Origin of the sequence: Sulfitobacter sp. TBRI5, assembly GCF_051013555.1 — a bacterium.
In the GTDB taxonomy this organism is placed as follows: Bacteria; Pseudomonadota; Alphaproteobacteria; order Rhodobacterales; family Rhodobacteraceae; genus JL08.
In genome coordinates this window covers 1,910,705-1,924,545 of record NZ_CP112884.1, presented here as the reverse complement: position 1 = coordinate 1,924,545, position 13,841 = coordinate 1,910,705, and the positions used below count along the sequence as shown (strand labels likewise).

Sequence of the window (13,841 nt, the reverse complement as noted above, 5' to 3'; positions counted from 1 at the left end):
AAACCAAGGCGCCCCGCACCCTTCAGATGCAAAACCGGTTCCGTTCGCCCGCAAACCCGATATACTTGCCGCCAGTCATCTCAAACTTCTGCGGAGTGTCATGCAGGTTATCGTTCACACTGGCGCGCACTACACAGACGAAGAGCGGTTGATGAAGTGCCTGTTGAAGAACAAACAGGCTTTTTCGGATTTGGGCGTTGCGGTGCCCGGACCGGGAAAATACCGAAAATTACTGCGTCAGACGCTGATTGCGATGCGCAAGTCAGCGGCAGACCCCGATGCCCGCGAAGTGTTGCTGGATGCCATACTGGATGAAGAAACCGCCGACCGCGTGATCCTGTCCAACACAAATTTTTTCGGCGCGCCCAGAGCGGCGGTACGGCGCGGGAAAATATATCCGGCCGCAGCCGAACGCATGTCGCACTTTCAGCAGCTTTTTCCCGATGACGAGGTTGAAATGTTCATGGGGCTGCGCGATCCGGGAAGCTTTTTGCCAGCGATCTACAAGGAATCCCCCAAGGACGAACTGCACGATTTTCTTGACGGCGCGGACCCGCGCGAACTGCGCTGGTCCAATACGATCCGCGACATAAAGGAAGCAAACCCCGGAATATCTGTCACCGTCTGGTGCAACGAGGATACGCCGATGATCTGGTCCCAGATCGTCAGGGATATGGCCGGTATGGAGCCCTTTTCAGAAATCGAGGGCGCCTATGACCTGTTGTCCGACATCATCAGCCCGCAAGGCATGGCACGTTTTGAAACCTATCTGACATCGCATCCTGCGATGACCGAGGTCCAGCGCCGTCGGGTGATATCCGCGTTTCTGGACAAATTCGCTTTGGAAGATGAAATCGTCGAGGAACTGGACCTGCCGGGATGGACGGACGCGTTGGTTGGCGAGCTGACCGATATCTACGAAGAAGACGTTCTGGAAATCTCGCGCATGCCCGGCGTCCAGTTGATTTCGCCTTAGCTTGGTGCGGTACAGCCAGTACCCGCTTTGACCCCCGTCATCACCCTGCTTTTTGGCACGCAATAATGGCTCGAAGGCCGGAATAAACGCGCATTAACACTTCTCAATCACGCGCCAAGCGACTTATGCTGTCACAAAGACAGGGCATGAATTCATGACAGTTTTTGTCGGTTTCTCTTGAGGTTGCGCGCAAACTGTCACAAATAGGGGAAACTGTCCGGCCCACAGATCAGGAGTTCACGTGTCTCTTTTCCTTGTCGTTGCCCTGCCCTTTCTGGGCGCGCTCTTGCCCGGGTTGATGAATTCCGCTGGACGCCAGGCTTGTGCAGGCGTCACCTTCACCGTCTCACTCGCGGCATTTATCGGATTGCTCACCAATCTGCCGACGGTCCTTGCCGGCGATTTCGTGATGGCACGGGCCGATTGGATTCCCTCGCTCGGGCTGAACTTTACGTTGATGCTGGACGGGTTGGGGTTCTTTTTTGCCGGTCTTATCCTTGGCATCGGATTGCTGATTATTGCCTATGCGCGTTTTTATCTCGCGCGCGAGGACAATATGGGCGAATTCTTTACCTATCTGCTGTTGTTTCAGGGCGCGATGGTCGGCATCGTTCTAAGCGATAACATACTGCTATTACTGATTTTCTGGGAACTTACGTCGCTTTCATCCTTCTTGTTGATCGGGTATTGGAAACATCTGCCCGAAGGGCGGCAAGGCGCCCGTATGGCGCTGGCTGTGACCGGCATGGGCGGGCTGGCGATGATTGGTGGCATGCTTATTCTGGGCCAGATCGCGGGTAGTTATGATCTGAGCGTGATCTTGCAGAACCGTGAACTGATCCAGGCTTCGCCCTTGTATCTGCCCGCCCTGATCCTGATCCTGCTGGGCTGTTTCACCAAATCCGCGCAGTTTCCTTTTCACTTCTGGTTGCCCCACGCCATGGCCGCGCCGACCCCGGTATCGGCCTATCTGCATTCCGCAACGATGGTGAAGGCCGGAATATTTCTGATGGCCCGTATGTGGCCGGTGCTTTCGGGCACGCCGGAATGGTTCGTCATTGTCACCACGGCCGGCTTGGTCACGATGGTGCTGGGGGCTGTGATTGCGCTGTTCAAACATGACCTGAAGGCGCTGCTCGCGTTCTCAACCGTCAGCCACCTGGGCCTGATCACCATGTTGCTGGGCACGGGAACCGCGTTCGGCGCTATGGCTGCCGTGTTCCACATTCTGAACCATGCAACATTCAAGGCTGCGTTGTTCATGTCCGCAGGCATCATTGATCATGAAACCCACACCCGCGATATCCGCAGGCTTGGCGGGTTACGCCACCTGATGCCCGTGACCTTCGGCATTGCGACACTGGCGGCCCTTTCCATGGCTGGTATCCCGTTGCTGAACGGCTTCTTGTCCAAGGAAATGATGCTTGAGGAAACAACGCACACCGTCCTGTTCAACACGTGGTGGCTGGTGCCCGGACTTGCGGTTCTGGGTTCGCTTTTTTCTGCCGCCTATTGCTTCCGGCTGATCGGGCACGTGTTTCTGGGGCCGGTCCGCGACGATTATCCGGCGCAGCCTCATGATCCCGGCTCGGGGCTTTGGTTGCCACCTGCAATTCTGGTTATTCTGGTTGTTGCCATCGGCGTGGCGCCGTTTCTGGCAGAGCCGCTGGTGCGCCTTGTCACTGCAGCCGTATTGGGTGACGCCGCCGAAATGCCAAAAGCCTATCTGAAAATCTGGCATGGTCTGGTACCTGCCCTTTACATGTCGATTGTTGCGACGGTCGGCGGCTTGCTGTTGCTTGCCGCCTACCGCCCGGCCCTGAGAATGTGGGATGCCGCCCCCCGGCCAGAAGCCAAGGTTATTTTCGACGCGATTATTACTGCAGTCGTCGGGCTGGCGCAGCGTGTCATCAACACGCTGCACGATGGTGCGTTTTCTCGCTATGGCGCGATTATGGCTGTGACCGTTCTAAGCGCAGGGTTCTACGCCTGGACAACCGGGACCGTCGGCAGCGCGACGCGGATCATGCAACCTTCGGGCCCGATTCCAATCCTGGGTTGGCTGATGCTGGTGGCTGCAACCTGCGGTCTGGTGTTCCTGCACCGCATCCGCATGCTATCGCTGATCCTGATCGCAATCGTCGGTCTGGTCGTTTCGATCGGGTTTGTCTATTTCAGCGCGCCCGATCTGGCGATGACCCAGATCACCGTAGAAGTGGTCACGATCATCCTGCTGCTTCTGGCGCTGAACTTTCTGCCAAATCGCACACCGGTCGAAAGCACTGTGTTGCGCCGCACGCGCGATACATTCATTGCCGTGGCCGGCGGCCTGTGCGCAATGGCGCTTTCCTATCATTACCTGCTGCGCGATGCCGTCACGACACCGATTTCGGAGTTCCACCTTGCCAATTCCTACAAGGGTGGCGGCGGCACGAACGTTGTGAACGTTATTCTGGTCGATTTCCGCGGATTTGACACCTATGGCGAAATCATCGTTCTGGGGATTGCCGCACTGCTGATCTATGCATTGACCGAAACGCTATTGTCCGGACCTGTCCGGGCGCGCCTGCTGAACCGCAAGCCCGACCAGCCACGCTCGGGAGACATGCACCCGATGATGATGGTTGTGCTGACGCGGGTCATCATGCCGGTTGTTCTGATGGTCGGATTCTACATTTTCCTGCGCGGTCACAACGAACCCGGTGGCGGCTTTATTGCCGGTCTGGTGGTATCGATCGCGGTGGTCATGCAGTACATGGCCAGCGGTTTCAACTGGGCTTCGGACAGGTTGCGCTATCCCTATCACGGCGTCATTGGTGCCGGTGTTCTGGTGGCGGGGTTGACCGGTATCGGATCGTGGTTCTTCACCAAACCATTCCTGACATCGGATTTCACCTATGTCCGCATCCCACCCTTTGAAAAGTTCGAACTGGCCACGGCAGCAGCCTTTGATCTGGGTGTTTTTCTGGCCGTGGTCGGTGCCGTCATGTTGTCACTGGAAAGTTTTTCGCGCCTAGCACGGCGTGCGCACGTTCCCGACAGCGATCACCCGATGGATATCGACCCGTCACGGGACGACCCACAAGCCGACCTGCGCCTCGCGCAGAAGGAGGTGTAGAATGGAACTTCTTGTCGCCTCTGCCATCGGCATTCTGACTGCCGCCGGATTGTATCTGGTGTTCCGGTTGCGCACGTTTCCTGTGATCCTTGGCGTGTCGCTGCTGACTTATGCGGTCAATGTGTTTCTGTTTGCGTCTGGCCGGTTGACGGTGGCGGCCCCACCGATCCTGACGGAAGGCGTTTCAACCTATACTGATCCGCTGCCGCAGGCACTGGTTCTGACTGCGATTGTGATTTCCTTCGGGATGACGGCTGTTGTCGTCATGATTGCGCTGGGCGCTTATCTCGGCTCGGACGATGACCATGTGGACGATCAGATTGAACCGCCTTCGGACGCATCTTTGACCAGGACGGAGGACGCGACATGATTCACTGGATCATCGCCCCCGTTATCCTGCCCGCCATTCTGGCCCCGTTTATCGTGTTGGCCGCACGATATCATATCGGCATCCAGCGGGTCTTTTCGATAGCCGGCGTCTCGATGGTGATCGCCATTGCCGCAGGTCTTGCCTGGCAGGCATCCGATGGCACGATCACGCTTTATCAACTGGGTGATTGGGCTGCGCCTTTCGGCATTGTGCTGGTCGCTGACCGGCTTTCCACGTTGATGGTGCTGCTGACCGCGGTGCTTGCGCTGTTTGTGCTGCTATATTCCATCGGATCGGGATGGGATGACCGCGGACGGCATTTTCACGCGCTGTTCCAGTTCCAGCTGATGGGCATCATGGGTGCGTTTCTGACCGGCGACCTGTTCAACCTTTTCGTCTTTTTCGAAGTACTTCTGATCGCATCCTATGGTTTGATGATCCACGCTGGCGGCAATGTCAGGTTGCGGGCGGGGGTGCAATACGTGCTGTTCAACCTTCTGGGGTCCACCCTGTTCCTGTTTGCACTGGGCGCGATCTATGCGGAAACCGGCACTCTGAACATGGCCGATCTGGCGCAGCGCGTAAATCTGGTCAGTGCTGACACCACGGTCGGCATCAGGGTTGCCGCCATTCTGCTGTTGCTGGTCTTTGCCATCAAGGCAGCGGTCGTGCCGCTGCATTTCTGGCTTCCGTCAAGCTATGCAGAAGCCCCGGCACCTGTTGCAGCCCTGTTTGCCATCATGACCAAGGTGGGTGCCTATGCGATCATCCGGGTCTATACGATCGTTTTTCCACCCGATCTTGCGGTGACGGCGGATTTGCACAGCGCTTTGCTTCTGCCAGCGGCGCTTATTTCGCTGGCCATCGGGATGGTTGGAGTACTGGCGGCAGGCAAGCTTGACCGCCTTGTGGCCTTTGCCGTTATCGGATCGATGGGAATGGTCATGGTCGCGATTGCCATGTTCACGCCCGACAGCATCGCAGCAGCCTTGTATTATATCGTCCATTCGACATTGGCCGCGGGCGCGCTGTTCCTGATCGTCGATCTTGTCCGCACGGGGCGCGCCAACGTAGATCTGGTGGCGGCCCCTCCTGTCGGGGGGGCGGCCCTGACCGCCGGTTTGTTCTTTGTCGCGGCGATCGCGATGGCAGGTCTGCCGCCTTTGTCGGGATTTGTGGGCAAGCTGATGATCCTTGATGCAGCCTATTCCACGCCGGCAATGGTCTGGATTTGGGCCATCGTTCTGTCGGCCAGCCTTATCAGCGTCGTCGGGTTTGCCCGTGCAGGCAGCATCGTGTTCTGGAAGGCGCAAAGCATCGAGCGCCCCGAGGACGAACCTCTCCCCCCCTCACCCGCGATATTGTCATATGTGGCCGTTGGCGGGCTTTTGGGCTTGCTGGTCGCGCATACCGTCTTTGCCGGACCGGTGCAGCGCTACATGGCCGCAACTTCCGCGCAACTTTTTGCACCGGAACCCTATATTTCGACAGTATTGGACACCCCCGGTAAACTCAGCACACCCAAGGAGGCCAATTGACATGATCAAAGCATTCCACTGGCTGTTACCGCACCCGCTTTTGACTCTGTTGCTGGCCGTCGTCTGGACCCTGCTGCAAAACGATGTTTCGGCGGGCATGATTGTGTTTGGCCTGATCCTCGGGATTATCATACCCTTGGGAACATCGGTCTGGTGGCCTGACCGGCCCGAGGGATTCCGAATGGGCCGGATGATCGGCTATGTCATGATTGTGATGTGGGACATTATGGTGGCCAACGTTCAGGTGGCATGGATTGTCCTGACGCGCCCCAATTCCAAACTGCGCCCGGCCTGGGTGATCGTACCGCTGGACCTGCGCACGCCCGAAGCCATTACAATCCTCGCGGGAACCATCACACTGACGCCCGGTACCGTTTCGGCAGACCTGTCCAATGAAGGGCACAGCCTGCTGGTACACGCGCTGGATACCAATGATCCCGACGCTGTACGAGACGAGATCAAGAACCGTTATGAACGCCGTCTCAAGGAGATTTTCACATGACCCTTGCAACCGATGTCATGAATACTGCGCTAATCATTGCGTTTGTCGCAGTTGCGCTGGCACAGCTTATGGCCATGATCCGGCTGGTAATCGGGCCCGATACCGGTGATCGCATTCTGGCGCTTGATACCATGGTGGTAAATGCCATTGGCCTGATCGTGCTGTTGGGAATAGGGCAAGGCACGCGGGTTTACTTCGAGGTTTCGCTGATCATTGCCATGCTGGGGTTCGTTTCTACAGTGGCCTATGCCCGGTTCGTATTGCGCGGGGACATCATAGAATGACGGTAGAAGATTTCCTGACTTATGCCGTGGCTGTCTGCCTTGTGATCGGGGCGTTCTTTACACTTGTCGGTTCGATCGGCCTGCTCAAGTTCAATGATTCCATGACACGGCTTCACGCCCCCACCAAGGTGGGCACGGTGGGTGTTGGTGCCCTGTTGCTGGCATCGATGATCCATTCTTTCACCTTTGGCGAAGGGTCCCTGCACGAGTTGTTGATCATGGCGTTCCTGTTCGTCACAGCACCGATTTCGGCCAATTTCATGGCCAAGGTGACCATTCACAAACGCGCCTGCGCCGAACCCCCGTCGCCTCCGCGCGATGAAACATGGTCGACCCTGGATGTACCCGAAGCAGACCGCGAATTTGTAGAACAGAGCGAAACCTGACCATATGCGCCAACCGTCTATGGCGTTCTGAAACGCGGTGCGGGACAACGGCTTCACCGTCCAAAAGTGCAGGAACCGCGCGAGATTTTGACTATCGGACAAAATGTGGCAGAGTACCGGGATTGATCAAGATTTTTTCCGGTCCCCTGTTTCATGCTGTCCCTACGTTTTCTTACTGCCCTTCTGTTCGCCGCCATCTGTGGTGCTTGTACCCTTCCGGTTATTCCCGATGATGCACAAACAACGATCCTTGCATTGCGCCATGCGGATCGTTCCGGGGATGAATTAAGCTCAAAGGGACAGGTGCGTGCGAAAAACCTGCCTGCGGCTGTCGCTGCCTATGATCTGGATGCCATCTACAGCCCCGATATCGCGCGTAACATTGCCACGGCAGAGCCGCTGTCGCAGGCAACAAGCTTGCCCATTACCCTGATCCCAAAGGAATATGCTGGCGCGCGCATGACGCAGGAACACCCCGACGGCACCGTTCTATGGGTGGGAAACAAGGATAACCTGCGCGCGCTATGGTCCGAACTGGGGGCGCAGGATCCCGCGCCACAGAATTACGGAGAACTGTTTGTCGTCAAAATGCAGGGTAAATCCGCAGCTTCGGTTACGCGCCTTCATGTGCCCGCAGGACTACCCTAGGCTCACTCGCGACAGTATGTTCACATCGTTGTCATGCCTCTTTTGCAACAGTCGGCAAGCGGTTATCCTGAACAAACCTTGATTTTGAACCCCTGCCCGACACATAAAAGTCGAGGGGTGTTTTAGAAGGATTGCTTATAATGATTTCCCGTCGCTTATTTTTGGGAACCGGTATTGCCGCCAGTACACTGCCACAAATCGGTTTTTCGCAAGACGTTGTTTTTGATCCCACACCACAAGAGGTCAGGATCAAGAAAGAATTCCAACCCGGTCAACTGCTGATCCTGCCACGATCCTACTACCTGTATTTCGTGACCGAACAACGCAAGGCCATCCGCTATGGCGTGGGCGTGGGCAAAGCAGGGCTTGAGTTTACCGGCAGCGCCACAATCGACGTGAAAAAGGAATGGCCGACATGGCGGCCGACCGAAGAGATGATCGAACGCGATCCCCATCTCTATACGCAGTTCATCGACAATGATTACATCATGCCCGGTGGCCCCGGAAACCCCTTGGGCGCGCGGGCGCTCTATCTGTTTCAGAACGGAGTAGACACCTATTTCCGCATCCACGGAACGACCCAGCCAAACACAATCGGGCAATCCGTATCAAACGGGTGCATCCGGATGCTGAACGAACATGTCGCCGATCTTTATGAACGCGTGCCTGTCGGAACAGTGGTAACCGTTCTGTAAACGGACCAGCGGACAGTCCCCAATAGAAAAGGGCCCGTCGATCTGACGGGCCCTTTCTTGCGTTTGCTTCGCTTTAGTTCAGCGCTTTGTCCGTAATCGCATGAGTCCACGCGCCTTCGGGCGCTTTGGTGATCATGCCACCTTCCATGGTGATCGCGACAGTCCGGTCAAAAGCGGCCGGATCCAGCGTTCCGTTCGACCCTGCGGTCAGCTTTGCGATTTCGCCCATCATGCGGCGCTGGTGCTTTTCGGTCTGGGCACCGGTGTTGTCATATTCCAGCACGATATCCGCGGCGGCATCCGGGTTTTCCTCGGCCCATTTCCAGCCTTTCATCGACGCACGCACAAACCGGACAAGCTGGTCTGCCTTTGCCTCATCGGCAAGCGTTTCTTCAGTGACGTACAGGCCGTCTTCAAGCGTAGAAATACCTTCGTCTTCGTATTTGAAGACCACCAGATCATCGGGCGTCAAGCCGGCATCAATCACCTGCCAGTACTCATTATAGGTCATGGTGGTTGCGCATTCGACCTGCTTTTGCAGCAGCGGATCAACGTTAAAGTTGATTTTCTGAATGGTCACACCGCCCTCGGACCCGTCTGTGGCGTATCCCAGCTTGCCCATCCAGCTGAGCAACGGGATTTCATTGCCAAAGAACCACGTTCCCAGGGTTTTACCCGGAAAATCCTCGGGCGAATTGATGTTGTGTTCCTTCAGGCAGGTCAGCATCAGACCGGACGATGCAAACGGCTGCGCGATATTGACGATCGGCGCGCCCTTTTCACGCGCGGCCAAAGCCGACGGGCCCCAATCGACCATCACATCGGCGCCACCGCCCAGCAAGACCTGAACCGGAGCGATATCCGGTCCGCCTGGTTTGATCGTGACGTTCAGATCTTCTTCTTCGTAAAAGCCCTGATCCAGCGCCACGTAATAGCCCGCAAACTGCGCCTGTGTGACCCACTTCAGTTGCAATGTCAGATCATCGGCGGCATGGGCCATACTGCCCCATGCGCCCAAAGCGGCAATGCCCAGCGTTTTTGTGATTGTCTTCATGATACTCTCCTTGTTGGTTGTTTTTTGTTTCGTGTCTTTGTTCGCAACGCGCCGCTGTTTTTTACCGGCGCTGCGACGGATGCCAGAATGTAACCGCCCTCTCCATCAGTGCAACCGCCCCGTAAAAGGCGGACCCTGCCAGCGCCGCGACAACAATTTCCGCCCACACCAGATCCATGGCCAATTGCCCGACAGAGGTGGAAATCCGAAATCCCATGCCCCGCGTCGGCGATCCGAAGAATTCGGCAACGATTGCTCCGATCAGTGCCAATGTACTCCCGATTTTCAAACCGTTAAAGATAAATGGCATGGCAGCGGGCAATCGCAGTTTCAGCAGGGTGCGCCAGTACCCCGCCGCATAGGTCCGCATCAGATCGCGCTGCATGGCATCGGTATCCTGCAGGCCCTGCACGGTATTTACCAGCATCGGAAAGAACACCATGACCACAACAACTGCCGCCTTTGACTGCCAGTCAAATCCGAACCACATCACCAGAATGGGCGCCATCCCGATGATCGGCAAAGCCGCGACGAAATTGCCAACCGGCAAAAGCCCGCGTTGCAGGAACGGATAGCGATCGATCCAGATCGCCAGCAAAAAGGCGGACCCGCACCCGATGACATAGCCGCTCAGTGCACCTTTCAGCACGGTTTGTACAAAATCTTCCCACAAAATGGCGGTCGAGGCTGCAAACCGCACGGCAATGGCAGAAGGCGACGGCAACAGAACGGGACTGATCTCCAGCCCGCGGACAACGCTTTCCCAGATCACGATCAACGTCACGCCAAACACAACGGGCACCGCCAGCCGTGTAAAAGACGTACGCGGTTGTCCAGCCAGCCACACATTCAGCGCCCACCCGCCAATCCAGAACAGCGCTCCGAAAACAAGCCAGCCCATCACGCCATCCCCATGCGGCGCAACGTGATGCGCTGCAAAACACCGATTATCCCGACAAGGGCCGCGGCAAGGGCCGCCGCCATGATCAGCGCGCTCCAGATCTGGATGGTCTGGCCGTAATAACTGCCCGCCAGCAGGCGTGCGCCCAATCCGGCAACGGCCCCGGTGGGCAATTCACCAACAATCGCCCCCACCAGCGACGCAGCCATCGCAATCTTGAGCGAGGTAAAAAGATAGGGCATCGATGACGGAAAACGCAGACGCCAGAATGTCTGTGCGGGCGACGCATTCCACGTCCGCATCTGGTCAAGCTGCATGACAGAAGGACTGCGCAAACCCTTGACCATGCCGACCACCACCGGAAAAAAAGACAGATACATCGAAATCACCGCCTTGGGCAGCAATCCGGAAATCCCCACGGCATTCAGAACGACGATGATCATCGGCGCGATGGCCAGAATCGGAATGGTCTGACTCGCGATCACCCATGGCATCACGCTCATGTCCATCGTGCGGTTGAACACAATCCCGACCGCCAGCGCGATCCCCAGCAACGTGCCCAAAACGAACCCCAGCATCGTCGATGAAAAAGTGATCCAAGCATGATAGATCAGGGACCGTTTTGACGTGACTTTTTTCTCGACCGTGGTCTGCCATAATTCGACCGCGACCTGATGCGGTGCCGGCAGCTTCGGTTTGTCCTGCGCCCAGGTATCGGCAATCAGTTCTGCCGTACTCAGTTCAACGCCGGCGCGCGCCGCGTTGTCATAGGCCCACGGTGCGTTCAAAAAAACCGATGCGACATACCACATCGCAAAAATCGCCGATACGACAGTCAGCACAGGCAACAGCGACCGCGTCATGTGCCTGTCTCCGCTTTCATTTGTCCAAAACTACTCCCGCCGGAGGCACCTGCCCTTACCGAAAAGCGCATGATCTGACGGAAAAGAATGAGTACTTTAAGACAAATGAAGGACTTATCGTGTTCCCTGGCCAGGCGGTACAGGCTGGAGAGCCGATGACCGTGACAAGTGAAGGCACCCTGTCCCGGCGATCCTGGATACAAAAGGACAGGGTGTTTTTCCGGCACGCTAAACCTCATCGCCATGCCCCGCGCGCAGGCCTTCGCGCACGCGATGCGCAACCTCAAGAAACTCCGGCGTGTCCCGGATATCCAGTGGCCTCTCTTTGGGCAGCGGGCTGTTGATCACATCGGTGATCCGTCCCGGGCGCGGCGACATGACCACGATCTTGGTACTGAGATACACCGCTTCGGGAATGGAATGGGTGACAAACGCAATGGTCTTGCCGGTGCGTTCCCACAGATGCAGCAACTGTTCGTTCAGATGGTCACGTACGATTTCATCAAGCGCGCCAAAGGGTTCATCCATCAGCAACAGATCGGCATCAAAGGCCAGTGCCCGCGCGATAGAGGCACGTTGCTGCATGCCGCCCGACAATTGCCAGGGATATTTCTTTTCAAATCCGCCCAGTTCGACAAGATCCAGAACACGCGCGACGCGGGCCGCCATATCAGCCGCGTCATAGCCCATAATCTCCAGCGGCAGGCGGATGTTGCCGCCGATTGTGCGCCAAGGATAAAGGCCCGCAGCCTGAAAAACATACCCGTAGGCGCGGGCCTTGCGGGCCTGTTCGGGCGAAGTGCCGTTGATGCTGATCGTTCCGCCCGTGGGCTGTTCCAGATCGGCCATCACCCGCAGAAACGTGGTTTTGCCGCAGCCCGAGGGGCCGATAAAGCTCACAAAATCGCCTTTTTCAATGTCCAGGGACACATCTTTCAACGCGTGCACCGGACCATCGTTGGTTTGGAATGTCAGGTCCAGATTGCGCGCGCTGATAACGGTATTTGAGGTCAATTCATGTGTCCTTGCGTGCCGGTATTGCGCTCAGATTCCCGCCGGAATGTTCAGGGGGTCGCGCTGGATCATTTTCGGGGCGGTCAGCGCCTTCCACTTGCTGAGCGCGACCGACGCCGATGCAAAGGCGGGGCGCGGCACAAACCGTCCGCGGCCCGGCTGCGGCTGGCTGTTCTGGCCCCAGGCCCAGATCACTTCGCCGCGGCTTAGGGTATAGCGCGACTGTGCGTTCACCTTGAACCCTTCGAACACGTTGTAATCCAGAACAGAATGGTGGTTTGCGGGGCTGATCGTTTTGCTCAGCTTGGGATCCCACACCACGATATCGGCATCCGCGCCTTCGACGATCGCACCCTTTTTCGGATAGATGTTCAGGATCTTCGCGACATTCGTGCTGGTCACGGCGACGAATTCATTGGGCGTCAGACGGCCGGTTTCCACGCCTTCGGTCCACAGAACCGCCAGACGTTCTTCCAGCCCGTTCGATCCGTTCGGAATGATCCGGAAATCATCGCGGCCCGCACGTTTCTGTTCGGTGTTAAAGGCGGCATGATCGGTGGCCACCACCTGCAGAGATCCCGCCTGCAAACCCGCCCACAGGCTGTCCTGATGATCTTTTGAGCGGAACGGCGGCGACATCACACGGCGCGCGGCGTGGTCCCAATCCTTGTTGAAGTATTCGCTTTCATCCAGCGTCAGGAACTGGATCAGAGGCTCTCCGTAAACGCGCATCCCCTTTTGGCGGGCCCGCCGGATCGCCTCGTGCGCCTGTTCGCAGGACACGTGAACGACGTAAAGCGGCACCCCCGCCGCATCTGCGATGGTGATGGCGCGGTTGGCAGCTTCGCCTTCGAATTCGGGCGGGCGGGAATAGGCATGGCCCTCTGGCCCGGTGATGCCCTGATCAAAGTATTTCTGCTGCATTTCCGCAACCAGATCACCGTTTTCGGCATGCACCATCGGCAGCGCACCCAGTTCGGCGCAGCGCTTGAAGGACGCGAACATTTCATCGTCCTCGATCATCAGCGCGCCCTTGTAGGCCATGAAATGCTTGAACGAGTTCACGCCCATATCCACGGCGTCTTTCATTTCATTGAACACATCCTCGTTCCAGCCGGTGATCGCCATGTGATAGCCGACATCGGAACAGATTTGCGGCGCGGATTTGCGGTGCCATTCGTTGATCGCGTTCTTGATGCTGCCATCCGCCCCCGGCAGGCAGAAATCGACAACCATCGTTGTGCCGCCCACGGCGGCGGCCCAGGTGCCGGATTCAAAGGTTTCGGCGGCAGTGGTGCCCATGAACGGCATTTCCAGATGGGTATGCGGATCGATCCCGCCGGGGATCACATAGGCGCCTTCGGCATCGATATACTCGTCCCCGCTCAGGTTCTCGCCGATTTCCTTGATGGTTTCGCCTTCGATCAGCACGTCGGCTTTCCAGCTGCGATCTGCTGTGCAGACGGTGCCGTTCTTGATGACCTTTGTCATT

14 protein-coding genes are annotated in these 13,841 nt (G+C 57.2%); 9 read left to right on the top strand and 5 right to left on the bottom strand.

The window, feature by feature from the left end; genetic code table 11:
• Positions 1–100: 100 nt before the first annotated feature.
• From OLX72_RS09725 to OLX72_RS09685, 9 genes are all read left to right on the top strand, one after another.
• Positions 101–976 carry a hypothetical protein gene (locus OLX72_RS09725; RefSeq protein ID WP_433990358.1) on the top strand — a complete coding sequence of 292 codons (876 nt, stop codon included), beginning with the start codon at positions 101–103 and terminating at the stop codon, positions 974–976.
• Between the two features lie 241 nt (positions 977–1,217).
• Positions 1,218–4,094: a monovalent cation/H+ antiporter subunit A gene (locus OLX72_RS09720; RefSeq protein WP_433990357.1), complete on the top strand. Its 2,877-nt coding sequence runs from the start codon at positions 1,218–1,220 to the stop codon at positions 4,092–4,094.
• Position 4,095: 1 nt separating this feature from the next.
• Entirely contained in the window at positions 4,096–4,464 is a 369-nt protein-coding gene (locus OLX72_RS09715; RefSeq protein ID WP_114871373.1) for a Na+/H+ antiporter subunit C, read from the top strand.
• Complete coding sequence (locus OLX72_RS09710) at positions 4,461–6,002, top strand: monovalent cation/H+ antiporter subunit D (RefSeq protein ID WP_433990356.1); 1,542 nt, start codon at positions 4,461–4,463, stop codon at positions 6,000–6,002. Before OLX72_RS09715 ends, OLX72_RS09710 begins: the two co-directional genes overlap by 4 nt.
• 1 nt (position 6,003) lies before the next feature.
• Entirely contained in the window at positions 6,004–6,504 is a 501-nt protein-coding gene (locus tag OLX72_RS09705; RefSeq protein ID WP_114871375.1) for a Na+/H+ antiporter subunit E, read from the top strand.
• Positions 6,501–6,788 carry a K+/H+ antiporter subunit F gene (locus OLX72_RS09700; RefSeq protein WP_114871376.1) on the top strand — a complete coding sequence of 96 codons (288 nt, stop codon included), beginning with the start codon at positions 6,501–6,503 and terminating at the stop codon, positions 6,786–6,788. Before OLX72_RS09705 ends, OLX72_RS09700 begins: the two co-directional genes overlap by 4 nt.
• Entirely contained in the window at positions 6,785–7,174 is a 390-nt protein-coding gene (locus OLX72_RS09695) for a Na+/H+ antiporter subunit G (protein ID WP_114871377.1), read from the top strand. Before OLX72_RS09700 ends, OLX72_RS09695 begins: the two co-directional genes overlap by 4 nt.
• Positions 7,175–7,327: 153 nt before the next feature.
• Positions 7,328–7,822 carry a histidine phosphatase family protein gene (locus OLX72_RS09690; protein ID WP_114871378.1) on the top strand — a complete coding sequence of 165 codons (495 nt, stop codon included), beginning with the start codon at positions 7,328–7,330 and terminating at the stop codon, positions 7,820–7,822.
• A gap of 140 nt (positions 7,823–7,962) precedes the next feature.
• The gene (locus tag OLX72_RS09685) at positions 7,963–8,517 is read left to right on the top strand and encodes a L,D-transpeptidase (protein ID WP_114871379.1); all 555 of its coding nucleotides are present in this window, start codon (positions 7,963–7,965) and stop codon (positions 8,515–8,517) included.
• A gap of 73 nt (positions 8,518–8,590) precedes the next feature.
• On the opposite strand, the gene OLX72_RS09680 is transcribed toward OLX72_RS09685, so the two are convergent.
• The 5 genes from OLX72_RS09680 to hydA form a co-directional block, all read right to left on the bottom strand.
• The gene (locus OLX72_RS09680) at positions 8,591–9,571 is read right to left on the bottom strand and encodes an ABC transporter substrate-binding protein (RefSeq protein WP_162798127.1); all 981 of its coding nucleotides are present in this window, start codon (positions 9,569–9,571) and stop codon (positions 8,591–8,593) included.
• A gap of 61 nt (positions 9,572–9,632) precedes the next feature.
• Positions 9,633–10,472 (bottom strand): ABC transporter permease, encoded by an 840-nt coding sequence (locus OLX72_RS09675; protein WP_114871380.1) that lies wholly within the window; start codon positions 10,470–10,472, stop codon positions 9,633–9,635.
• A complete protein-coding gene (locus OLX72_RS09670; RefSeq protein ID WP_433990355.1) occupies positions 10,472–11,335 on the bottom strand; it encodes an ABC transporter permease in 864 nt (287 codons plus the stop codon). Before OLX72_RS09670 ends, OLX72_RS09675 begins: the two co-directional genes overlap by 1 nt.
• 228 nt (positions 11,336–11,563) lie before the next feature.
• On the bottom strand, positions 11,564–12,349 hold the full coding sequence (locus OLX72_RS09665) for an ABC transporter ATP-binding protein (RefSeq protein ID WP_114871382.1): 786 nt from the start codon (positions 12,347–12,349) through the stop codon (positions 11,564–11,566).
• 30 nt (positions 12,350–12,379) lie between these two features.
• The gene (gene hydA / locus OLX72_RS09660; RefSeq protein WP_114871383.1) at positions 12,380–13,840 is read right to left on the bottom strand and encodes a dihydropyrimidinase; all 1,461 of its coding nucleotides are present in this window, start codon (positions 13,838–13,840) and stop codon (positions 12,380–12,382) included.
• Between the last annotated feature and the right edge of the window lies 1 nt (position 13,841).